The following is a 20,521-nucleotide window of genomic DNA, read 5'->3' as shown; positions in this document are numbered from 1 at the left end:
GTGATGGCGGAACTCCACACCCTCACCCTGCCCGGCCCGATGCTGCAACGCGGATTCTGGCTCTATGTGTGGCGGATCGACACGCCGAAGGGTGAACGCCTGTATGTCGGGCGCACCGGGGACAACAGCAGCCCATATGCGACCGCGCCCTACACGCGGATGGGGCAGCATCTGGGATTTCAGAAAGCCTCCAACAGCCTTCGCCGCTTGCTTACCGAACAGGGCATCGAACCGGAGCAGTGTACCCAGTTCGATTTGGTGTCCTATGGGCCGATTTTCCCGGAGATCGGGAAGACCGCGGAGCAGGATCATGGCGAGCAGATGGAGCTGCACAAACCCGTTCGCGACCGGATGGCGGCACTAGAACGGGACCTGCGCGACGCATTGTCCGATGCTGGCTATTCGGTTCTCAATGTGGTGCGCAGCAAAGCGCAATCCGATCCGGAAAACTGGTGGGCAGTTCTCGCGGCGTTTTCGGCGAACTTTCCGAAGCTGACCAAGGGGTGCGCCGATGGGTGACCTTCTTCCCGAAGACCGCCAAGTGTGGGTGCGCGCATTCTACGGCTTCAACCCGGAAGACGCCGGATATATTGGCTTCACGCACGAAGCTCAGCGTGAAGACATGCTGACCAAGATGAAGGACGGGGATCTTGTCCTCATCTACGGTGCCGTGGACTCTCTCACTGACGCCGATCTGCAGAGGCAGGCCCTTGGCTTCATGGAAGTCAAATTGGAGCGATGCCATGATCTGGACCGGCAGACTGAGGAGTCGAGGAAATGGAAGCTAGATCATGGTTTTCAGGACAGGTGGACCTACGGACTGAAGGTTGTCCGTGCATGGCGCGTCACCAACCGGGTTCACATCAAAACGATTGCGCCGATAGCCTATGACAGCAAGAAGCGGTTTGAGAGAACGACCAAGGCTGTCCTGCTTGAGCCAGATGAAAAGCGCAGGGCGCTCAGCCACCATGTCCGGCAGGTGAACGTCTTCGGTGAACCGCCCATCGCAGCGGATGAACTCGTCCGCGGCTATATGAATGACGTGCTCAAGCCGTCCAAAGGTATTCCTCCAAGTTTCGGGGACCGAACTTCCAAGCACGAAGACGGTGAGAACCACCTATACCTGATGAAATTGACAGCCAATGCGGAAGCACTGCTCGGCAGAACCGGCCCTCACCTCGGCAAGGCATTGGTGAAAATCGGCAGATCAAATGATCCAATCCGTCGGTTGAAAGAGGTCAATGGCGGGTTTCCCAAAAGCGCTGTTTGCCGATGGGAACTAAAGTACCGCCAACCGTTTGACGATGGGGCAACGACTCATAGTCATGAGACAGAATTGAAAGCGCGCTTCGCCAAGGAATTTACCTCACAGTCAGGAGAGTTCTACACTGGTGAATGGGACGCCATGGAACGGGTTTTCCAAACCTTTTGTTTTTCCAAGATGCCCAAAATTCTCGCCGCGGCTGCGAAGGCCAAGGGCCTGAAGTAAGAAATGAGATTGTCATGCGACTGAGCCGGATCGAAATCGAAAACTTCAAAGGTGTTGGTGCCAAGCAGGCCATTGAGCTACGGCCGATCACGCTGTTGTTCGGCCCGAATAGCGCAGGCAAAAGCACCATCCTTCAGGCATTGCACTATGTTCGTGAAATCCTAGAGAGGAAGAACCCCGATCCGGATCAAACGATTGCGGGCGGCCTGATCGATCTCGGCGGTTTCAAGAAGCTGATCCATAACCATGATCTCTCGAAGTCGATGACGGTCAAATTGGTCATCGATTTGTCGGACGATCAGGGCAATGAACGGCTTCCAATCAACAATGGGAACTCGCTCGACGACCCTGAATTTGAAAACTTGCGCATCCGGTACATCGTCGGTGAGAACACCGATCTGAAGGAATATGCCGTCGTCCAGGAGATCGGTGTCTCCCTGCAGATTCAATGGAGCGACCTGATCAATGCACCTTATGTGTCGGCTCTGATTGTCGATATGGATGGCGAAAACATCGCCACGATCAAATCCCCACCGCAACCCGGCCAGGCTCAGCTCACCGAGTTCAACTTCCAACATCCACTGTTGCAGGAGTATATGGACGCCGATGAAGAGCCTTCTCAGGACACGGAAGAGAGCGACCCACTTGGCACCAAACTGGGTATCGAGATTTGGGAGCTTTCCCGTGACATGGCCAGATCCGCAGACTTGAAAGGTGCCAGCGAGTTTCGCGTCGCAGCCGCATCCGTGATTGGCGCTCTGCCGGATATCAACAAGCCGTGGACGCTGGAACTGCGCGATCCGGAACCGAAGAAGCTGGAATTGGAGGGCAACACGCCTCGCGTTCGCGGACTGTCTGCATTGCTCGACGAGTTACTGCTTGGGCCATTGCGCATTACGCGCGACTACCTTTCGCAGATGACCTATATCGGTCCGTTAAGGGACATCCCACCCAGGGGTTTCCGGCCCCAGGTTTCACCCGATGAGGGACGCTGGGCACAGGGTTTGGCAGCATGGGACCTTCTCTATTCGGACACCAAGGGCAAACTACTCAGCGAAGTGAATGCCTGGCTGAGTGGTAAGGACGGTCTGGGAACGAGTTACGAGATCGCGAAGTCGGAGTATCTGGAAATACCGGTCTCAAGCCGGATCGATCAGTTGTTCAAACGCGGCATCAGCGGAGACGACATCGGAGAACTGCAGGAAGAGTTCCAGAAGCTTGGATCGCGTACCGAGGTTGTTTTGCGTGACGTGGTGAAAGGCATTGATGTTGCCCCGAGCGATGTCGGCGTTGGCATCTCTCAGATGATCCCTGTCATCGTCGCTTGCCTTCGCGACAAGGATGGCATTCTGGCAATTGAGCAGCCCGAACTTCACATTCATCCGGCAATTCAGGTCGGGGTCGGTGACCTTTTCATTCATGCTGTAGTGCCCGGCGAGCAATCGTTCGGTTCAGGCAAAACCCTCCTTGTCGAAACCCATAGCGAACACATCATGCTGCGGCTCCTACGCAGGGTGCGGGAGACCACCGAAGGAGAACTCCCGCCAAGAAAAAATGCACTAAAGCCCGATGATCTCTCCGTCATATACGTCGAAAATACCGAAAATGAAGTGCATTTTCGCCGCCTTCGCGTTGATAGAGACGGTGATTTCTCTGACCGGTGGCCAGATGGGTTCTTCGAAGAACGGGCGGAGGAACTGTTCTGATGCATCTTGAATATGCAGTCGAACCAGAAGCGCTGACTGCAAACTGGGAACGATTCCGGTATTTGATTGAAAAATTTGGCTTCGACAAAGGGCGTCTAATTTCTCGATTTCCGAAAAAGTGGGAGGCTTCCGTCTACGAGCTGGTCAAAAAATCTGACATGAGCGATGGCGAGAAGAAGAAAGCTGTGGAAAAACTACGAATGGCCAAACACGTCGCCGTCGTCAGATCGGGCAGATTGTATCAGCCAGAAATATCTTGGCTCTTGAACGCAGCTCAACAACCAGTCGGCTCAGAGTTCCACGCGATCTTAGCATCTGAGAATCCAAATAATTTCAATAATGTCATAGTCGCCAGTGAACTGGATGATGGTCATCCGCTTTTCACTGTTTCGACCTCAATTAATGTTCCATTGAATGATGAGGGGATATCGAACTCAATCTGGCCCACGATGTCTCAAGCGAAGAATATTGCAATTGTTGACCCGTATTTCCAAGTAACAACAACACGCTATGCGACCCCGTTAATTCTCACATTGCAGAAAATGCACTCAGCCGGCGCGCGGGAAAAAGTAGTACATATTCATTGCCGTAATGGTGGAGAACCTGACAGACAAGCGTTCTCTCAGAACATTCTAGCACTCTTTGAAAATCGTATTCCCGAAAGCTTTACGATCAAAATTTTCGAGTGGGAACGCCGTCAAGGTGGACCGAATTTTCACGTCAGGTGCGTATTGTGTGACTGTGGGGGAATTCAATCGGATGCTGGATTTGGCTCATCTAATGCGGGTGATGTAACACTCATGACTTTGTTGTCGACACCAGTCATCGAAGCGATGTTATCACGTTTCAACCCAGAGTCACCAGCTTATGAATTATGTAGACCTCCAATCACAATTTTCGATGATTGCACAATAGACTTTGGCTAGGCCTTCTTTACATGAGACGGAGCAAGATTTTGCTCGCCGAACTAAAGCCAGCATGAGACCAAACTCCGGGTCGTCTCAGCCAGTATTGACTTATGGGTGCAAAGTGCACTTACCCTGCCTTTGCACGCTATAACTCTACTACGCCTTCACATCTGTTGCCAGTAACCAAATAACGGTCTTCTTGATCGGTCTCGTGATCCATCGCGAGGCCAATCATGACCGTTACCCCTTTCATAACCGAGACGTCGTCCCGCGGAGCACGCATGTTGCGCACCGCCCTTGGGCCGGGCATCGCCGCCTGGCTCGAGGATGCGGGCGTCGTTGAGGTGATGCTGAACCCGGACGGGCGGCTCTGGGTTGACCGGCTGGCCGATGGGCTGAGCGACACAGGCGCGGTGCTGTCTCCCGCCGATGGCGAGCGCATCATTCGTCTTGTCGCGCATCACGTCGGGGCGGAGGTCCATCCCGCGGCCCCGCGTGTTTCGGCTGAATTGCCAGACACCGGCGAGCGCTTCGAGGGTTTGCTGCCCCCAGTGGTTTCCGCGCCCACATTTGCCATTCGCAAGCCCGCCGTCGCGGTGTTCACCCTCGACGATTATGTTTCCGGCGGGATTCTCACGGCCGATGCCGCTCGTCACCTGCGCGGGGGAGTCACCAGCCGGGCAAATGTTCTTGTCGCAGGCGGGACCTCCACCGGCAAGACGACCCTCACCAATGCGCTGTTGGCGGAGGTCGCCAAGACCTCAGACCGCGTTGTCCTGATCGAGGACACACGCGAGCTGCAATGCCTGACCCCCAACCTCGTGGCACTCCGCACCAAGGACGGGGTCGCGACCCTGTCCGATCTCGTGCGCGCGTCGTTGCGGCTGCGACCTGATCGCATCCCCATCGGCGAAGTGCGCGGGCCGGAAGCCCTCGACCTGCTCAAGGCCTGGGGCACCGGCCATCCGGGTGGGATCGGCACGATCCACGCCGGGTCCGCCATCGGCGCGCTGCGGCGGCTCGAACAGCTGATCCAAGAAGCGGTGGTGACAGTTCCGCGCGCGCTGATCGCGGAGACCATCGACCTGATCGCCGTTCTGTCCGGACGGGGCGCCGAGCGTCGCCTCTCCGAACTTGCTCGGGTCACCGGCCTGACCGCCCCGGGCGATTACGCCCTCACCCCCCTTTTCCCACCGACAAAAGGAAGCCATCCATGACCCTTCTGCCATCATCAAGCACAGCCCTTGGCGCAACCGCGCTCGGCCTCGTTGTCTTTGCCCTGCCCGAGCCGGCGCTCGCCGCCGGGTCCGGCATGCCGTGGGAGGCCCCCCTGCAATCCGTCCTCGAGTCGATCGAAGGCCCGGTCGCCAAGATCGTCGCTGTGATCATCATCATTGTCACGGGCCTGACGCTGGCCTTTGGCGACAGTTCAGGCGGGTTCCGGCGTCTGGTCCAGATCGTCTTCGGGCTTTCCATCGCCTTCGCGGCCTCGAGCTTTTTCCTCTCCTTCTTCTCTTTCGGCGGCGGAGCGCTGATCTGATGGAGAGCCCCACCGACATCCCCGGCTATTATGCCCCGGTCCACCGGGCCTTGATCGATCCGATCCTGCTGGCCGGTGCTCCCCGCACCATCGCCATCGCCAATGGCACTCTCGCCGCCGCCATCGGGCTCGGCCTGCGTCTTTGGCTCGTGGGCCTCGCGTTCTGGCTGGTTGGTCATCTCCTCGCGGTCTGGGCTGCCAAGCGAGATGCACAGATCGCCGAGGTGGCGCGGCGGCATCTCCGCTACCCGTCCTGGTTCGGGGTCTGAGCCGATGATGAGCCTCGCCGAATACCGGTCCAAACCGGCACGTCTGACCGATTTCCTGCCATGGGCGGCACTGATCGCGCCCGGTGTCATCCTGAACAAGGACGGCAGCCTGCAACGCACCGCGCGGTTTCGGGGGCCGGATCTGGATTCAGCCACGCCCGCCGAACTGGTCGCCACTTCGGCCCGGCTCAACAGCGCGCTGCGGCGGCTGGGTTCCGGCTGGGCCGTCTTCGTGGAAGCGCAACGGAACCCCGCGCAGGACTATCCTGCCTCCGAGTTTCCCGATCCCGTCTCCGCCCTTGTCGATGCCGAACGGCGCGCGCAATTCGAAGAAGCGGGCGCACATTTCGAGAGCGCATATTTCCTGACGCTGGTCTGGCTGCCGCCCGGCGACGACGCGAGCCGCGCCGAAGGCTGGCTGCTGGAAAATGCCCCCGATCGCCGCACCAAACCTCAGGATCTTGTCTCCGGCTTTGTCAGCCGCGCCGACCGGCTGATCGATCTGCTCGACGGGTTCATGCCGGAAATCGCCTGGCTCTCGGACGCCGAGACCCTGACCTTCCTGCACTCGACCGTTTCAACGCGACGCCAGCGCGTCCGCGTGCCGGAGGTGCCGATGCATCTCGACGCGGTTCTGGCCGATGACCCGTTGGTGGGTGGGCTGACACCCCGGCTTGGGGCCGCACATCTCAAGACCCTGACCATCATCGGGCTGCCAAGCGCCACCTGGCCCGGACTGCTCGACGAGCTTAACGCGCAGGGTTTCGAGTATCGCTGGTGCACCCGCGCAATCTGCCTCGACAAGACGGATGCCGCCCGGGTGTTCACTCGCATTCGCCGGCAATGGTTCGCCAAGCGCAAGTCGGTCGCCGCGATCCTCAAGGAGGTGATGACCAATGAAGCCTCGACCCTGCTCGACAGCGATGCGGCCAACAAGGCGGCAGATGCGGACGAGGCGCTGCAGGAGCTTGGTGCCGATGTGGCGGGTGCGGCCTATGTCACCGCCACGATCACCGTTTGGGACGAGGACGCGGCAGCCGCCGAGGCAAAGCTCAAGGCGGCAGAGAAGATTGTACAGGGGCGCGACTTTACTTGCATCCCGGAAACCCTGAACGCCCTCGAAGCCTGGCTCGGCTCCCTGCCCGGGCATCTCTATGCCAATGTCCGTCAGCCACCCATCTCGACGTTGAACCTCGCCCATATGATCCCGATCTCGGCGGTCTGGGCGGGACCAGATCGGAACGACCACCTTGACGGCCCGCCGCTGTTCCACGCCGAAACCGACGGCACGACCCCGTTTCGCTTCTCCACCCATGTGGGCGATGTCGGCCATACCTTGATCGTCGGGCCGACCGGTGCAGGCAAATCGGTTCTCCTGGCCCTCATGGCGCTGCAGTTCCGCCGATACCCGGGCGCGCAGGTCTTCGCCTTCGACTTCGGCGGCTCGATCCGCTGCGCCACGCTCGCCATGGGTGGTGATTGGGAGAACCTCGGCGAAGCGCTGGCTGACGAGGAACCGGCGGTTCAGTTGCAGCCACTGGCGCGGATCGACGAAGCGGCGGAACGCGCCTGGGCGCAGGACTGGCTCGCGGGCATCCTCGGCCGCGAAGGCGCGATAGTCGACCCGGCGGCGCGGGACCATCTCTGGTCGGCGCTGACCTCGCTCGCCTCGGCCCCGCGCGAGGAGCGCACACTCACGGGCCTCTCGGTCCTGCTGCAATCGACCGACTTGAAACGCGCGCTGAAGCCCTTCTGTCTCGGCGGCCCCTTCGGCCGGCTTCTGGATGCCGAGACGGAGGAACTGGGGTCGTCCGATGTGCTGGCCTTCGAGACCGAAGGGCTGATCGGTTCGACCGTGGCTCCCGCCGTGCTGTCCTATCTCTTCCACCAGATCGAAGCACGGCTCGACGGACGTCCTACCATGATCCTGATCGACGAGGGCTGGCTTGCGCTGGATGACGCCAATTTCGGCGGGCAGCTGCGCGAATGGCTGAAGACGCTGCGGAAGAAGAACGCCTGCGTTGTTTTCGCCACCCAATCGCTGGCCGATATCGACGGGTCCCTCATCGCGCCCGCGATTGTCGAGAGCTGCCCCACGCGGATCTTCCTTCCCAACGAACGGGCCTTTGAGCCGCAGATCGCCCGGATCTACCAGAACTTCGGGCTGAACGACCGCCAGATCGACATCCTCGCCCGCGCGACGCCGAAGCGCGACTACTACTGCCAGTCGCGGCGGGGCAACCGGCTCTTCTCGCTGGGCCTCGGCGAGGTGGCTCTGGCCTTCACCGCCGCCGCCTCCAAGGCCGATCAGGCCGCAATCAGCAATCTTATCGCCACCCATGGCCGGGATGGCTTTGCCGCCGCCTGGCTGCGTCATCGCGGTCTTGATTGGGCCATCGACCTGCTCGGGCCCGACATCGCACCAGCCGATCCGACACCCCCTCACCCTGACCAGAAGGAGACAGAACATGACCCGCAATCCTGAGCGCCCTGCCCGGCCCCGCAAACTCGCCGCCGCATTGATGGCCAGCGCCCTCGTCCTCACATCGGTCCTAACGACACCCGCCCAGGCCTTCTTCTTCGGGGGCGGTGGGCGGATCGTTTACGACCCGCGCAACCATGCCGAAAACATCCTCTCGGCCGCCCGTGCACTGGAGCAGATCAACAATCAGATCGCCCAGATCCAGAACCAGGCGCAGATGCTGATGAACGACGCGCTGAACCTTGCAAACCTGCCGCATTCCTCGCTGGCGCAGCTGCAGGACGCCATCGGCGAAACCCAGCGCCTCTTGGCCGATGCCCAGAGCCTCGCCTTCGACGTCGCCACCATCGAACAGGCCTTTGCGCAGGATTACGGCGCTGCAGCAGCCCAGGGTGATTTCGGCGCGATGATCGCAGGCGCGCGCCAGCGGTGGGAGACCTCCGTTGCGGGCTTCGAAGACGCGTTGCGCGTGCAGGCCGGGGTCGTGGGCAATATCGACGGCGCGCGAACTCAGATGGACGCGCTCATCCGCGAAAGCCAAGGAGCCGTTGGGGCCCTGCAGGTCGCGCAGGCTGGCAACCAATTGCTCGCATTGCAATCGACACAGATCGCCGATCTGACGGCTGCCATCGCCGCGCAGAACCGTGCCGAAGCGCTCGAAGCCGCCCGGATCGCCTCCGCGGAGGCACAGGGCCGCGAGAACCTCGCCCGATTCCTCGATTACGGCGGCGGCTATTCCCCCGGCACCGTGCGCTTCTTCGGGGAGTAAGCGTATGGCCCTCGACACCCCGCGAATTCTGCGCCTTGTCGCCTTCGGTGTGGGCGGTCTCGCCGCCCTCGCCGCCGTGGTCGAACTGACACGCACGGTCCTGCCCACCGACACCGGGCATGTGGTCAGGGATAACGCCTTGCGCGGCACCCTCGCGGGTTGCCGTGACCTGACGCCCGAAAACTACGCCACCGACACCGAATGCCGCGCCGCCTGGAAGGCGGCCCGGCAGCGCTTCTTCGATCTGACGCCAGAGTCGGCCGGGACGGAGTAAAGCAATGGGCGGCGTGAGTGTCATCGACCGGTTTCTCGAAGTCTTCGCCTCCTACATCGATTCCGGCTTCGGACTTCTCGGCGGCGACGTCGCCTTTCTCGCAACCACGCTGATCGTCATCGACATCACGCTGGCCGCGCTGTTCTGGGCCTGGGGTACGGATGACGACATCATCGCCCGGCTGGTGAAGAAGACCCTCTTCGTCGGGGTCTTCGCCTATATCATCGGCAACTGGAACACGCTGGCCCGGATCGTCTTCGACAGTTTCGCGGGCCTTGGCCTGGTCGCCACCGGCGGCACGATCTCCGCCAGCGAGCTGCTGCAGCCCGGGCGCATCGCGCAGGTCGGGCTCGAGGCCGGGCAGCCGATCCTCGCCTCCATCGCCGACCTCTCCGGTTTTGTCGCCGTCTTCGAGAACTTCATCCAGATCGGGATCCTGTTCTTCGCCTGGCTGGTGGTCCTGCTCTCGTTCTTCATCCTCGCAATCCAGCTCTTTGTCACCCTGATCGAATTCAAGCTGGCCACGCTGGCAGGCTTCATCCTCGTGCCCTTCGGCCTGTTCAACAAGACCGCCTTCATGGCCGAACGCGTGCTGGGCCTCGTCATTTCTTCAGGCGTCAAGGTATTGGTGCTGGCCGTCATCGTCGGTATCGGCTCCACCATCTTCAGCGAGTTCACCGCCGGGTTTGCGGGTGAACCCACGATCAACGACGCCATGTCGGTCGTCCTTGGCGCGCTGGCGCTCCTCGCCCTCGGCATCTTCGGCCCCGGCATCGCCAATGGCATTGTCTCGGGCGGACCGCAGCTTGGCGCAGGCGCCGCGGTCGGCACCGGTATCGCCGTGGGCGGGGCCGCGATCGCCGGTGTCGCCGGGACCCGGATGGCCCTTGGCACCGGTGGCGCGGCCTTGCGTGGTGCCAGTGCTGTCGGCAGCGGAACCGCCACTGCCTACCAGCTTGGTGCCGCGTCCCGCAGCACAGCGCTGGGCAAGTCCGTCGGTGGCGTGGCCGCTATCGGCAAGACCGGTGCCGTTGCCGCGTTCAGCCCGCTCCGACGCGCAATCTCGGACGGCGCTGGGTCCGGCGCCCGCACCGCCTATGCAGCCACAGGCGGTCGATTTGCGGGGAGCACCCTGCCCGCCCCGGCCAATGACGGCCCACCCGACTGGGCGCTGCGGATGAAGCGCCAGCAATCCCTTCAACACGGCCTTTCCACCGCCGCCCATGTCATCCGCTCCGGCGATCATGGCGGTGGCGGCACGGTCGTCAGCCTCTCCGAAAGGTCCTCCTGATGTTCCGACGCCCCAGTGTCCGCTACGGCGCCACGCCCGAGCCCGTCACCCCCTACCAGAAGGCCGCCCAGGTCTGGGACGAGCGCATCGGCTCGGCTCGTGTCCAGGCCCGCAACTGGCGCCTCATGGCGCTCGGCTGCCTCGCCCTGTCCGCCGGGCTCAGCGCGGTGCTGACCTGGCAATCGACGCGCAGCGCCGTCGTCCCTTACGTGGTCGAGGTCGACAACCTCGGTGCGGCCCAAGCCGTCGCCCCCGCGCTGGCCGAGTTTCGCCCGACCGATCCACAGATCGCCTGGCATCTCGCCCGCTTCGTCGAGAATGTCCGGCAGGTCCCGGCAGACCCTATCGTGCTCCGCCAGAGCTGGCTGCGCGCCTATGACTTCGCCACGGATCGCGGGGCGATTGCGTTGAACGACTACGCACGCGTGAACGATCCCTTCGCCCTCGTCGGCGACACGCAGGTTTCCGTCGAGGTCTCAAGCGTCATCCGCGCTTCGGAGACGAGCTTCCGCGTCGCCTGGATCGAGCGGCGCTATGAAAACGGCCAACTCGCTGCCACCGAACGCTGGACCGCCATCCTCAGCGTCGTGGTCCAGCCGCCCCGTGATGCCGAGCGTCTGCGAGCCAACCCGCTCGGCGTCTATGTCCATGCCATCAACTGGTCGAGGGAGAATGCCCAATGAGACGACTTCGCCCCATCCCCGTTCTTCTCCTCGCGGCCACGGCGCTGACCGCCTGCACGGGACAGCGCCCGCCCGAAATCGCCTATGACGACCAGGTCCCGGCCCCTCGGCCGCCGGCACCACCCCCGGCCGAGGGGCCGCCCCGCCCGGTTCACACGCCGCCAGCCTGGACGCCCTCCCGCGGCGGCGATCCCGAAGCGGATACGCCGGAGGCGCGCATTATCGCTGCCAATGCCGCCGCCCGGGTCGAACCCCGCCAGCAGGGCTACTACAACGCCATGCAGGTTTTTCCGTGGAGCGAAGGCGCGCTCTACCAGATCTATGCCGCCCCCGGGCAGATCACCAATATCGCGCTCGAACCCGGTGAACGCCTGACCGGTCCCGGCCCGATCGCAGCGGGCGACACCGCGCGCTGGATCATCGGCGACACCACAAGCGGGTCGGGCCGCAGCGAGCGTGTCCACATCCTAGTCAAGCCAACGCGCCCCGACATCTCCACCAATCTCGTCGTCAACACCGACAGGCGCAACTACCACATCGAGTTGCATGCGAACGAGGAGGCTTGGATGCCCAGCGTCGCATGGGCTTATCCAGAGGCGCGAACCACGCCCCGCGCCCCGACAATTCGCCGCCCGGCGATCCCGCCCGAGGCCGACCGGCACTATCGTTACGGCCTGCAGGGCGACGCCCCGCCCTGGCGTCCGGTCTCGGTCTTCGACGACGGGCGCCGTGTCTATGTCGTCTTCCCGCCCGGCATCGCCCAAGGCGAAATGCCCCCGCTCTTCGTGATCGGCGCGGATGGACGCGGCCAGATCGTCAACACCCGCGTTCTCGGCAATGTGCTGATCGTGGACCGCCTGTTCGGGGCCGCAGAACTGCGTCTCGGCGAAAGACGACAGCAGGTCGTGCGGATCGTGCGGACAGATGGCGATCAACGCCCGCCGCGCGCGCCCCAGCCAGAGGTGGAGCGATGACACAAAACCCTGACATGCAACCGCCGCCACGGACCGAGGCAGACATCGCCCAAGAGCTTCGCCTCAGGCCCGATCCGCCCCGTGTCATGCGCCTGTCCCGCCGGGCCATTGCCCTTGCCACCGCCATCGGTGGACTTGGCCTTGGCGCGATCCTAATCGTGGCGCTGCAGAGCAACCGGCAGGAGGGCAACCAGACCGAGCTCTTTTCCACCGAACGCATTCAGGCGGCTGAAGGGCTGTCCACGCTGCCTCGGGATTACGCCGATGTCCCGCGTCTCGGCCCACCCTTGCCCGGTGAGTTGGGCCGCGCCATCCTTGGGGCGCAAGATCGCGGCCAGCCTGTCCCGGCACCGCCCCTTTCCGGTCCATTGGCCCCCACAGTCGATCCGGAGGAACAACGCCGCCTTCAGGAACTCGACGCCGCCTGGCTGAGCGCCCTTTTTGCCGAGGCGCAAACCGTGCCGCGCGGCGGAGCACAGGCCACACCGACGCCCCCCGCGACAGGCGCGCTCTTCCCCTCCACATTGCGCAGCCCTACGGCAAGCGATCCGATTTCCGGCCGGGAGGCGTTCCTCACCCGTCCCGGAGACACGGACACCGTCAGTGCGCAACGCATAGTGCCGCCGCCCAGCCCCTACATCCTGCAGGCCGGCACGGTGATCCCGGCCGCCCTGATCACCGGCCTGCGCTCCGACCTTCCCGGCCAGATCTCGGCACAGGTGACTTCGAATGTCTTTGATAGCCCCTCAGGGCGGTACTTGCTGATCCCGCAAGGCGCTCGGCTTCTGGGAGAATACGACAGCCGCATCGCATCCGGGCAAAGCCGTCTGCTTCTGGTCTGGACCCGCCTCATCCTTCCGGATGGTCGCTCCATTGTGCTGGAGCGCGCGCCCGGCACTGACGGAACAGGCGCGTCCGGCCTGCAGGACCGGGTCAACTATCATTGGGGTCGCGTCTTCCTTGCTGCTGGCCTCGCCACGATCCTGAACCTCGGCCTGGAAAGTGGCGCAGAAACCGAAGACGAGGTCGCCCGCGCCATCCGCGAGGCCGCGCAGGACACGATCGGACGGACCGGGGACGAGATCGTCCGCCAGCAGCTCGCCGTCCCGCCGACACTGACCATACGCCCGGGCTTCCCCGTCCGCGTCATGGTCACCCGCGACCTGATCCTCGAGCCCTTGGGAGAAGTCCGATGACGAAACTTAAGCTTGGCCCGATCCATGACGACAAGCCGGTCAAGCTGACCGTCGAGCTTCCCGCTGATGTGCACCGTGACCTTTGCGACTACGCGGCTGTCTTGGGCCAACAGACCGGCCAGGATCTTGAGCCCGCCCGCCTCGTCGCCCCCATGCTCGACCGCTTCATGGCCACGGACCGCGGGTTCGCTGCAGCGCGCAAAGCGGGATCGAGGGCTAACCGCAAGAAGCCAAACCCACCGAAGCCACTGGATTCCGATCAGGGCTAAGTATCTGAGAAATCGTAAATCTCTTGGCGGATCGCATTGCACACGGATCGCACATAGGCACCCCCTACCCGCTTGAAGTTGCGACAGAGTCGAGCCGATCCTCCAGAAGAAATCCGAGATCGCCCTACAAACACAGGTTTGACAGACGACTGCTGGAGGCGACAGAATCAGTGTCAGGCGTCTAAGGTAAAGACGCAACTGGTCTTTTTTTTTTGAGGCCACGGGGCCAAACAGTACATGGGCGACTGACGTCATGGTTCCTTCCGTCGCAGCGATCTTCGGCCTCAGCCGCCAACCGAACCACGAAACAGCAGCTTTGCGAGTCGGAGTGGCTTCGTCCGCTGGCCCAGTGAGGACGGCCGATCCTCGACAGCGATGTACTGGCCCCACGGTTCCGCACGGGCGCGACGTCGGTTCGCGCCACTTCCGCGTGCTCCCTGATTATCGCCAACGGATGGACGGCTCATGCATGCGGGACAGTACCTCTGTCACAAATTTCGGGCTCCTCGATGACTTCGCCGGCAAAAAAACTGCTATCAGTCGTTGATCGGTGCCTTGGGCTCCCATACGCTCGTCCATGGAACGTGCACCAACAAGAGGAGACGCCGCATGACCAAAGTAAAGCAGAAGCACCCCGCTGTTTTGCTCCTTGCCGAAGCCGTGAAGGAAGAAAAGTGTGCCGGTCAGTATGACGACAAGCACGCGACATGGAGCAACCGCGAGTACGCTTTGGCCGCTGCCAAGAAGCACAACGAAGCTATGTAAGCATCCTGGGTTCTCAATGCGAGTTCCGGATGTTGTACTCGTAACCAATCAACGCGCAACTGAGGTCGATGGGATAATCGATATCCTTCGTTCCAGGCGGCTGTCGATCGAACGGATCAACCTCTGTCAGTATCCTGAGCGTTCTGTCTTTTCGTGGTCGCCTGCCTCAGACGATGGAGCCGTGGCTCTTGCAGCCCGGGTGGGATGGTTTCACGATCCCGGCAACTTTTCTATCGCGCAGAGCCTTGAAGGCCATGGGCGAGAGCTTGCACTTCGTGAATGCGAAGCCTTCTGGGAAGGTGCTGCCTTGGCTGCACCAATGTCTTGGCTGAACCCGCCCGACGCGCTCATTCTCTCGTCGCGCAAGCTGAGTCAGCTTTCCCGCGCTTATGAACTTGGCATTCCATTGCCGCCCACCCTCGTCTCGAATGATCGCAAAGCAGTATGCAATTTCTTTGAGCAGTTTGATGGCGCAGTCGCCAAATCGATATCTAGAGGCTTCTCGGTGTATGGCGAAGAGCGTTTGAAACTCTATACGCGATTTTATGCGTCCATACCTGAAGGACTCCTGAACGGCTTGGCTTATTCGCCGATGATATTTCAAAAGGGAATCTCAAAGAAGCGCGAGCTCCGGGTCACTGTCGTCGAAGATCGCTGTTTTGGCATGGTGGCAGACACTTCTGACTTAGGCTGTGAGGATGTTGACCTCAGGCGTCTCGACTATGAGGCTGAGAGGCATCGCTTCGCCGGACTGCCTGTTCCGGAGCATGTCGCCAATGCTTCTCGCAAGATAGTTGGTAGTTTTGGACTATCTTACGCAGGAATCGATTGGATCGAAGACGAGAATGGCCAGTGGTTGTTCCTAGAGCTCAATTGTATGGGCGCCTTCAAATGGAGCGAACTATGTGGAGCTGGGGATATCACAATGGCCATTGCAGATGCCCTAACACAGAGGGCGAAAAGCTGTGACCGTCGCAACTAAAGGGATCGAATCACTATACGATTGGCGTCATGCACTTGGCGGAACCAATAAGGAATATACTCCAATTGCTCAAGCGGATGTGCATCTGCTTCGGTCGCGTCTTGATCTTTCGACTGTACGAGTCTGCGACGTCGGATGTGGTGAGGGCGTTCACCTACGGATCCTCGTTGAGGCTGGAGCTCACTTCCCCATCGGTATCGACCTAAGCGGGCGTGCGCTTGAAAAGTTCTTGGAAAGCAATAGTGCAGACAAGGTTGTATTGGTCCGCGGTGACTTCACCTCCTGGGGAATGCGTCAAGAATTCGACGCTGTGATATGTTCCCTGCCGCCCCTCGCACCCGAGGGTCCTATGAATTTGTTGGGACTTACCAGCGCGCTTCATCGTCTTCTCAAGCACAAGGGTATGCTTCTTCTCAAGTTGTTCACCCTGGAGAGAGTGCCGTCGATTGTCGGTAATTACGCCGTCCGATACGATGGCGCGACTACAACTTGCTATAGTGATGTGAGGTATGAGGACCATCGCAACTGCATGGTTATCGAGCAGTACACTAACGACGAAACGATCGGTAAGCGGATCGAGGTGCTGGCCCTTCCCAGCCATGACGACGTTCGCCTAGCCCTCGAAACGGCGGGCTTTCAGCTTGATGCGCCTATTGGCCACACGACGGCTTCCTTACCTGGAACCGAAGTCTTCCTCGCGAGGGCATGATGATATCGTCTGCGGCTCTCGCCTTTCATCACAAGCAATACGAAACACAGGGATTCACCGTCTTCTTGAATTCGATTCGGCCAGCTTTTCTTAATCGAATGACCGAAGTCGTCGAATGTGCACGTTGTGAGGATTTGGTCGATGGCGATGAGAGTTCTCACTCTTGGAAAGAGATCGTCATTGATCCGCCATTAGCCTTGTCCGAGATTATTACCGGATTGGATGTCGCAAGTGTTTTGGGTCATGAACCAACTCGTATGGCACACTGGCTGAATGTTTATGAAGAAAAAGAATACATTGGCGCCCACATCGATGCAGGCGGAGATGCGCAACTCATGATCCCCATAGAGATGCCTCCGCCCGGACAAGGCGGTGCCCTCTGGGTAAGGGACAAGCGCTGCACTCTTCCCATAGCGGTTGGTGACATGCTCCTATTTGCCGCGCATAGGCTTAGACACGGAACAACCGCTGTTACTTCCGGACGCCGGATTAGTTTCAATGGGCGGATTTGGCTAAGCAACAAGCGTCCCTGACTAAAGAATAGCAGATATGGCTTGCGCAAAACCACCAGAGCCCGGAAGAGCAACTCCACCTTCCACGAACTCCAACTTCGCACTTACACAAGCAAGTGACATGATTGCTCATGCCATGCGGCTAGTTGCACAAGGCAACCTTTCGGACGATTTGGATCGCCAGGTCTCGACTATTGAGAGGGCAATAGAGCGGCTCCGCATCTCATCGGCTACGGAAGCACAGGTCGAGAAACTCGAAAGACAGCTCGCTCAGATAAAGGGTGAAGCCATGGGCGCGCTGCGCAACGAGGCCGAGTTCGGTAGGGCTCAAAAGGCAGCCGGCCAGAAGGCGAGCACAGGCGAGAGCGTCGTCAAGGCTTTCAAGGACGACGTGTCAGAAAAGAGCGCTGCGCGCGCTCGCGAAGTTTTGACCAAGCCCGGCCATTGGGCCCACGAAACGTTCAAGCAAGAGCTTTTTCGAGTCATTGAAGCCGGTGGAAACATACCCGACAAATACAAAGACGCGCTTGCTCGGGATACTGCCAGACTCTTGGAAGTCTGCCCTAAGGCCGGCGGACTTGTGACGGCCATGGTGACCCGGGGTCAGCCGAGGGGCTCGTTCGCGCGAAGACTTGCTTCCAGAAACAAGAATGATGCTGTTGGCGCAGCATACGAGATCATGGGCACCTCTGCTCTCACACAAAAGGTGTCGAAGCCGGCGAACACAAAGCACAACGCCCCAGAACTCCATATCGACCCCGTCAAGGACAAGCTCGGCTTTGGACCAAAGGCCTTCATGAACCACCGGTACTTGGAAACAGGTAAGTTGTCGGATCGCGAACGACGGTCAACCGAAGGCGATGCCCAATTCTACCGCCCAGAGCGGGGAGAGGTCGCAATCGATTTCAAGCACGTAAAAGAAGTCCGATCCGTAGGAATTTCGGCATTGCGAGATCAACTGAAGGCCGTCGCCGAGCAGATAGCGCACGACCAGTACAATGAGTTTCATTTCGTCTCAAATGGAAAGTTTTCCGCTCCTTTTAAGGAAGCAGTCGACAAGTTGAACGACCTGCTGATTGAGCGTGGACACACGAGTAAGGAAGGATTGGCTCCCATCGCTGTCCATGAGTTTGTGACGTCCATCCCTGACGATCCGCTCAATGATGGAGAGGCCTCGTGACCGTCTCGATGAGAGAGGTTGCGGAAGCGATGCGAAAGCACGCCGACGGTCCGCTCGCGGACCGCATCTTTGATCCTCGCAGGGATCTGGAAGATCCTCAGGGCCTTGCGTTTGCTGTATCGGCGCTCCGCGACGCCATAGTCGAGCCACCGCCACACCTGCTGCCGCTAATGCCGGTCTGCGACGGATCCTTCGCCTGTATCGTCTGCGACCGAGACGTCTTGGACGATACGTTAGATCAAGGCGAAGCCTTTGAGGTTGTTCGGTGGCACCTCGGCCTTGTGGAGCCAGAACGGCAAGGAGAAATTCTAGACCTTAACCCGATCGACTATCTCGAGTCATTTTCAAGGGAATTGGGCGCACGGGAAGCCGCTCGCAAGGCAGTCGATCACGTTGCCCGAGATTACTATAAGAATTATGTCGCCAAACAGGAACGTCCGCGCCCAAGTGCACTGCGACCGGTCCAACTAGCCTGTCAGAATGTAATTATCGGCCTTGCAGCCTTGCGCCACGATGCCGTCTTCGATGGCCTGCGCGTCGAGGCCTATGCTTCCTGCGAAGTGCCTCACCTTGCCACGGGAGAGGCAGACCGAGCGATGGCGGCGCTAATATTGTGCGACGCCTTCCAGAGCGGCGGGACTATGGAAATCCGGTTCGGAAGACCCGGCAAAGGAGAACGTCCTATTCCGCACGCTTTGCGACGGTTCGCACGCGTGCGGGGGCTTGAGGTCGGTGCACGTGACCGAAATAGCATCTCACCGAAGGAAGCTCGGGATCTGTTTCTCGCGGTCACTCCGATGTCGGATGATCTACGCTACTACGCTTTTGAAGCATTCGATGCTGGTCGGATCAGTCCTGAACGCCTTTGCTATGCTCTCATGGCAAACATCTGGCGCGACATTGAGTTGACTTTCCTTCTCGGAACTACGGCGCGCGCCAGCACGATCCTAGAGGGCGGCAGCGAGCCGACCGACCGCATCGCGCGTAGCGCGGAGGGCGAGTCCTGCCGCGCGGCTGTGATGGTCGGTACGCTTCTTGCACGCCTGCAAAACGGACCGGGAGAAGTCGGCGCCGAAACTGTGAATGTCGACGAGGACGCGCGGACGCCAACAATGTGGGCTATCCGGCCGGAAGTCGCTGCGGTCGCATTTGCAGTTCGTCCTGGCCAGCCGGTTCCATGGGCGCCACTTGGCGCCCGACAACGGCCAGAGGCGGATCGAGAAACCATCGTTGTGCTGCCACGACCGATGCCGCATCCCGGGGATGTAGAGCTGCTGGCGCAGATCGAGGCCAAGGAACCCGCCGCCGCAGCTTATCTCCTTGTGCCTGACGATGCGGACATGAGCGCGTTTGTCGGCGTGCCGTCGCTGCGCTGTCCACAAACGCTCGACCTGCTCGACCAGACAACACGTGGCCGTCTGGACAAGATGAGGATATCCCGCCGATGACCGTCGAGAAAGCACTCTACATAATTGTGCCGTCCGAGATGGCCGCGGAACTCGAAAACCTGCAGGAGCAGGCGGATGCCGCCATGCGTCGGGCCGCAAAGCTACCCGCCGGCGATACTAGGGAGATCGCGCGCTTCGAGAACCTGTCGACCCAAATTGAACGCAAAGCGCTCGCATATGCCGCGGCCAATCCCGAAGAGGCCGCTTTCGCGGATTGTAAGCCAAAAGTGTCACGCTCGCTCCTCACGTCGGAAAGCCTTTCCGAGCCCAATCATCGACTACCGAAAGAGGTCTGCGAGCTGTTGCGGAAGGGCATAAGTATTGTCGTTGCGGCGCGGCCGCACACACCAGGAACGACAGCCTTAGCTACGGACTCTCAGGGCCCACGCCCAACTTCCCAACCATGGAAGGCGACACGGTATGACAAACGGGGTGCCGAGACGGAGCGTTTTACGGCTGTAATCGAAGAAGCACTGAACGGCAGTAGCGCGAAGGCGGCCCTTAACCCACTTGCGGTTTCGAACCGCGTCCTCACGGAGACGCTACGTCGGTTTGTCCATGCCGAGCCTGGTGAACATCGGGTCGATATCGCGGTCGAGTACGGGGATGGCTCCACTGCCGCCCCGCTACCGCTCCGAGCCGTTACCTTGTCGCAAGGTCCTCTGCCCGACTGGCCTGTGCTACGTTTCACGCTTCTGTCGATCCGGCATGTTGAGATGGATCATCTTGTCGACGGCGCTTGGTTTCGAAACTTTCGGATCAGCCGGCGAGGCACTCCGAATGGCCTGATTGACTCCGATGCTTTTGCTATCTCGAGCGCACAATTGACAAAGATCCGCGAAAAGGGTCCCCGGATCATCGAAATGTATCAGACCGGATTTCAGCCTGCGGTAACCGGGTTTTACCGGGCAGTCATTCATGCGCTACACGACCATCCCGAAACGTTGTGTGTCGTGCCAAAGTTCTTTGTGGGTGGAGGCTTTAACTCGGGGGATGCATGGCTGACCAACTGAAAGAAGACCGTTTGCGCGGTCATGCAACAGCGAGTTACTGGGGGGCCGAATGCAAGGACTGC

22 protein-coding genes are annotated in these 20,521 nt (G+C 60.5%); all 22 read left to right on the top strand.

Annotated features, from left to right (window positions below):
- The first annotated feature begins 3 nt into the window (after positions 1-3).
- The 22 genes from ACR0CE_RS00725 to ACR0CE_RS00620 all read left to right on the top strand — a co-directional run bounded on the left by ACR0CE_RS00725 (position 4) and on the right by ACR0CE_RS00620 (position 20,459).
- The gene (locus tag ACR0CE_RS00725) at positions 4-519 is read left to right on the top strand and encodes a hypothetical protein (protein ID WP_480830469.1); all 516 of its coding nucleotides are present in this window, start codon (positions 4-6) and stop codon (positions 517-519) included.
- Complete coding sequence (locus tag ACR0CE_RS00720) at positions 512-1,489, top strand: GIY-YIG nuclease family protein (RefSeq protein ID WP_480830468.1); 978 nt, start codon at positions 512-514, stop codon at positions 1,487-1,489. Before ACR0CE_RS00725 ends, ACR0CE_RS00720 begins: the two co-directional genes overlap by 8 nt.
- 14 nt (positions 1,490-1,503) lie before the next feature.
- A complete protein-coding gene (locus ACR0CE_RS00715) occupies positions 1,504-3,195 on the top strand; it encodes an AAA family ATPase (RefSeq protein WP_480830466.1) in 1,692 nt (563 codons plus the stop codon).
- Entirely contained in the window at positions 3,195-4,121 is a 927-nt protein-coding gene (locus tag ACR0CE_RS00710) for a hypothetical protein (protein ID WP_480830464.1), read from the top strand. The genes ACR0CE_RS00715 and ACR0CE_RS00710 overlap by 1 nt, the downstream gene beginning before the upstream one ends.
- A 263-nt stretch (positions 4,122-4,384) precedes the next feature.
- Positions 4,385-5,320, top strand: coding sequence for a P-type conjugative transfer ATPase TrbB (gene trbB, locus ACR0CE_RS00705; RefSeq protein ID WP_480830462.1), 936 nt, complete (start codon positions 4,385-4,387; stop codon positions 5,318-5,320).
- Positions 5,317-5,643 carry a TrbC/VirB2 family type IV secretion system protein gene (locus ACR0CE_RS00700; RefSeq protein ID WP_480830460.1) on the top strand — a complete coding sequence of 109 codons (327 nt, stop codon included), beginning with the start codon at positions 5,317-5,319 and terminating at the stop codon, positions 5,641-5,643. The genes trbB and ACR0CE_RS00700 overlap by 4 nt, the downstream gene beginning before the upstream one ends.
- On the top strand, positions 5,643-5,912 hold the full coding sequence (locus tag ACR0CE_RS00695) for a VirB3 family type IV secretion system protein (protein WP_480830458.1): 270 nt from the start codon (positions 5,643-5,645) through the stop codon (positions 5,910-5,912). The genes ACR0CE_RS00700 and ACR0CE_RS00695 overlap by 1 nt, the downstream gene beginning before the upstream one ends.
- A gap of 4 nt (positions 5,913-5,916) precedes the next feature.
- Positions 5,917-8,397 carry a conjugal transfer protein TrbE gene (gene trbE, locus ACR0CE_RS00690; RefSeq protein ID WP_480830456.1) on the top strand — a complete coding sequence of 827 codons (2,481 nt, stop codon included), beginning with the start codon at positions 5,917-5,919 and terminating at the stop codon, positions 8,395-8,397.
- Positions 8,381-9,163 (top strand): P-type conjugative transfer protein TrbJ, encoded by a 783-nt coding sequence (gene trbJ / locus ACR0CE_RS00685; protein WP_480830454.1) that lies wholly within the window; start codon positions 8,381-8,383, stop codon positions 9,161-9,163. Before trbE ends, trbJ begins: the two co-directional genes overlap by 17 nt.
- 4 nt (positions 9,164-9,167) lie before the next feature.
- Positions 9,168-9,437 carry a putative entry exclusion protein TrbK-alt gene (gene trbK-alt, locus ACR0CE_RS00680; protein WP_480830452.1) on the top strand — a complete coding sequence of 90 codons (270 nt, stop codon included), beginning with the start codon at positions 9,168-9,170 and terminating at the stop codon, positions 9,435-9,437.
- Positions 9,438-9,441: 4 nt separating this feature from the next.
- Positions 9,442-10,728, top strand: coding sequence for a P-type conjugative transfer protein TrbL (gene trbL, locus ACR0CE_RS00675; RefSeq protein WP_480830450.1), 1,287 nt, complete (start codon positions 9,442-9,444; stop codon positions 10,726-10,728).
- A complete protein-coding gene (gene trbF / locus ACR0CE_RS00670) occupies positions 10,728-11,411 on the top strand; it encodes a conjugal transfer protein TrbF (RefSeq protein WP_480830449.1) in 684 nt (227 codons plus the stop codon). Before trbL ends, trbF begins: the two co-directional genes overlap by 1 nt.
- Entirely contained in the window at positions 11,408-12,385 is a 978-nt protein-coding gene (gene trbG / locus ACR0CE_RS00665; RefSeq protein WP_480830447.1) for a P-type conjugative transfer protein TrbG, read from the top strand. Before trbF ends, trbG begins: the two co-directional genes overlap by 4 nt.
- A complete protein-coding gene (locus ACR0CE_RS00660; RefSeq protein ID WP_480830445.1) occupies positions 12,382-13,581 on the top strand; it encodes a TraB/TrbI/VirB10 family type IV secretion system protein in 1,200 nt (399 codons plus the stop codon). Before trbG ends, ACR0CE_RS00660 begins: the two co-directional genes overlap by 4 nt.
- Entirely contained in the window at positions 13,578-13,850 is a 273-nt protein-coding gene (locus ACR0CE_RS00655) for a DUF2274 domain-containing protein (protein WP_480830443.1), read from the top strand. The genes ACR0CE_RS00660 and ACR0CE_RS00655 overlap by 4 nt, the downstream gene beginning before the upstream one ends.
- A 609-nt stretch (positions 13,851-14,459) precedes the next feature.
- Positions 14,460-14,615 (top strand): hypothetical protein, encoded by a 156-nt coding sequence (locus tag ACR0CE_RS00650; protein WP_480830441.1) that lies wholly within the window; start codon positions 14,460-14,462, stop codon positions 14,613-14,615.
- Between the two features lie 181 nt (positions 14,616-14,796).
- Positions 14,797-15,597 (top strand): ATP-grasp domain-containing protein, encoded by an 801-nt coding sequence (locus ACR0CE_RS00645; RefSeq protein ID WP_480830440.1) that lies wholly within the window; start codon positions 14,797-14,799, stop codon positions 15,595-15,597.
- Positions 15,581-16,306 carry a class I SAM-dependent methyltransferase gene (locus ACR0CE_RS00640; RefSeq protein ID WP_480830438.1) on the top strand — a complete coding sequence of 242 codons (726 nt, stop codon included), beginning with the start codon at positions 15,581-15,583 and terminating at the stop codon, positions 16,304-16,306. The genes ACR0CE_RS00645 and ACR0CE_RS00640 overlap by 17 nt, the downstream gene beginning before the upstream one ends.
- A 98-nt stretch (positions 16,307-16,404) precedes the next feature.
- A complete protein-coding gene (locus ACR0CE_RS00635; RefSeq protein WP_480830436.1) occupies positions 16,405-16,839 on the top strand; it encodes a 2OG-Fe(II) oxygenase in 435 nt (144 codons plus the stop codon).
- A gap of 100 nt (positions 16,840-16,939) precedes the next feature.
- On the top strand, positions 16,940-17,998 hold the full coding sequence (locus ACR0CE_RS00630; protein WP_480830434.1) for a hypothetical protein: 1,059 nt from the start codon (positions 16,940-16,942) through the stop codon (positions 17,996-17,998).
- Complete coding sequence (locus ACR0CE_RS00625) at positions 17,995-19,446, top strand: hypothetical protein (RefSeq protein ID WP_480830432.1); 1,452 nt, start codon at positions 17,995-17,997, stop codon at positions 19,444-19,446. The genes ACR0CE_RS00630 and ACR0CE_RS00625 overlap by 4 nt, the downstream gene beginning before the upstream one ends.
- Entirely contained in the window at positions 19,443-20,459 is a 1,017-nt protein-coding gene (locus tag ACR0CE_RS00620; RefSeq protein WP_480830430.1) for a hypothetical protein, read from the top strand. Before ACR0CE_RS00625 ends, ACR0CE_RS00620 begins: the two co-directional genes overlap by 4 nt.
- Positions 20,460-20,521: the final 62 nt, after the last annotated feature.

It is taken from the genome of Ruegeria sp. L11, from assembly GCF_056531755.1.
Note: the sequence above shows the minus strand (reverse complement) of the source record. Positions and strands in the feature narration are given on the sequence as shown.

What these genes read in the sequence shown, in the direction of transcription:
- ACR0CE_RS00630 (WP_480830434.1), top strand. Translation starts at nt 16,940, where the DNA reads ATGATTGCTCATGCCATGCGGCTAGTTGCACAAGGCAACCTTTCGGAC.
- ACR0CE_RS00695 (WP_480830458.1), top strand. Translation starts at nt 5,643, where the DNA reads ATGGAGAGCCCCACCGACATCCCCGGCTATTATGCCCCGGTCCACCGG.
- trbJ (WP_480830454.1), top strand. Translation starts at nt 8,381, where the DNA reads ATGACCCGCAATCCTGAGCGCCCTGCCCGGCCCCGCAAACTCGCCGCC.
- trbL (WP_480830450.1), top strand. Translation starts at nt 9,442, where the DNA reads ATGGGCGGCGTGAGTGTCATCGACCGGTTTCTCGAAGTCTTCGCCTCC.
- ACR0CE_RS00720 (WP_480830468.1), top strand. Translation starts at nt 512, where the DNA reads ATGGGTGACCTTCTTCCCGAAGACCGCCAAGTGTGGGTGCGCGCATTC.
- ACR0CE_RS00650 (WP_480830441.1), top strand. Translation starts at nt 14,460, where the DNA reads ATGACCAAAGTAAAGCAGAAGCACCCCGCTGTTTTGCTCCTTGCCGAA.
- trbE (WP_480830456.1), top strand. Translation starts at nt 5,917, where the DNA reads ATGATGAGCCTCGCCGAATACCGGTCCAAACCGGCACGTCTGACCGAT.
- ACR0CE_RS00655 (WP_480830443.1), top strand. Translation starts at nt 13,578, where the DNA reads ATGACGAAACTTAAGCTTGGCCCGATCCATGACGACAAGCCGGTCAAG.
- ACR0CE_RS00620 (WP_480830430.1), top strand. Translation starts at nt 19,443, where the DNA reads ATGACCGTCGAGAAAGCACTCTACATAATTGTGCCGTCCGAGATGGCC.
- ACR0CE_RS00725 (WP_480830469.1), top strand. Translation starts at nt 4, where the DNA reads ATGGCGGAACTCCACACCCTCACCCTGCCCGGCCCGATGCTGCAACGC.
- trbF (WP_480830449.1), top strand. Translation starts at nt 10,728, where the DNA reads ATGTTCCGACGCCCCAGTGTCCGCTACGGCGCCACGCCCGAGCCCGTC.
- ACR0CE_RS00635 (WP_480830436.1), top strand. Translation starts at nt 16,405, where the DNA reads ATGACCGAAGTCGTCGAATGTGCACGTTGTGAGGATTTGGTCGATGGC.
- ACR0CE_RS00660 (WP_480830445.1), top strand. Translation starts at nt 12,382, where the DNA reads ATGACACAAAACCCTGACATGCAACCGCCGCCACGGACCGAGGCAGAC.
- ACR0CE_RS00715 (WP_480830466.1), top strand. Translation starts at nt 1,504, where the DNA reads ATGCGACTGAGCCGGATCGAAATCGAAAACTTCAAAGGTGTTGGTGCC.
- trbK-alt (WP_480830452.1), top strand. Translation starts at nt 9,168, where the DNA reads ATGGCCCTCGACACCCCGCGAATTCTGCGCCTTGTCGCCTTCGGTGTG.
- trbB (WP_480830462.1), top strand. Translation starts at nt 4,385, where the DNA reads ATGTTGCGCACCGCCCTTGGGCCGGGCATCGCCGCCTGGCTCGAGGAT.
- trbG (WP_480830447.1), top strand. Translation starts at nt 11,408, where the DNA reads ATGAGACGACTTCGCCCCATCCCCGTTCTTCTCCTCGCGGCCACGGCG.
- ACR0CE_RS00700 (WP_480830460.1), top strand. Translation starts at nt 5,317, where the DNA reads ATGACCCTTCTGCCATCATCAAGCACAGCCCTTGGCGCAACCGCGCTC.
- ACR0CE_RS00710 (WP_480830464.1), top strand. Translation starts at nt 3,195, where the DNA reads ATGCATCTTGAATATGCAGTCGAACCAGAAGCGCTGACTGCAAACTGG.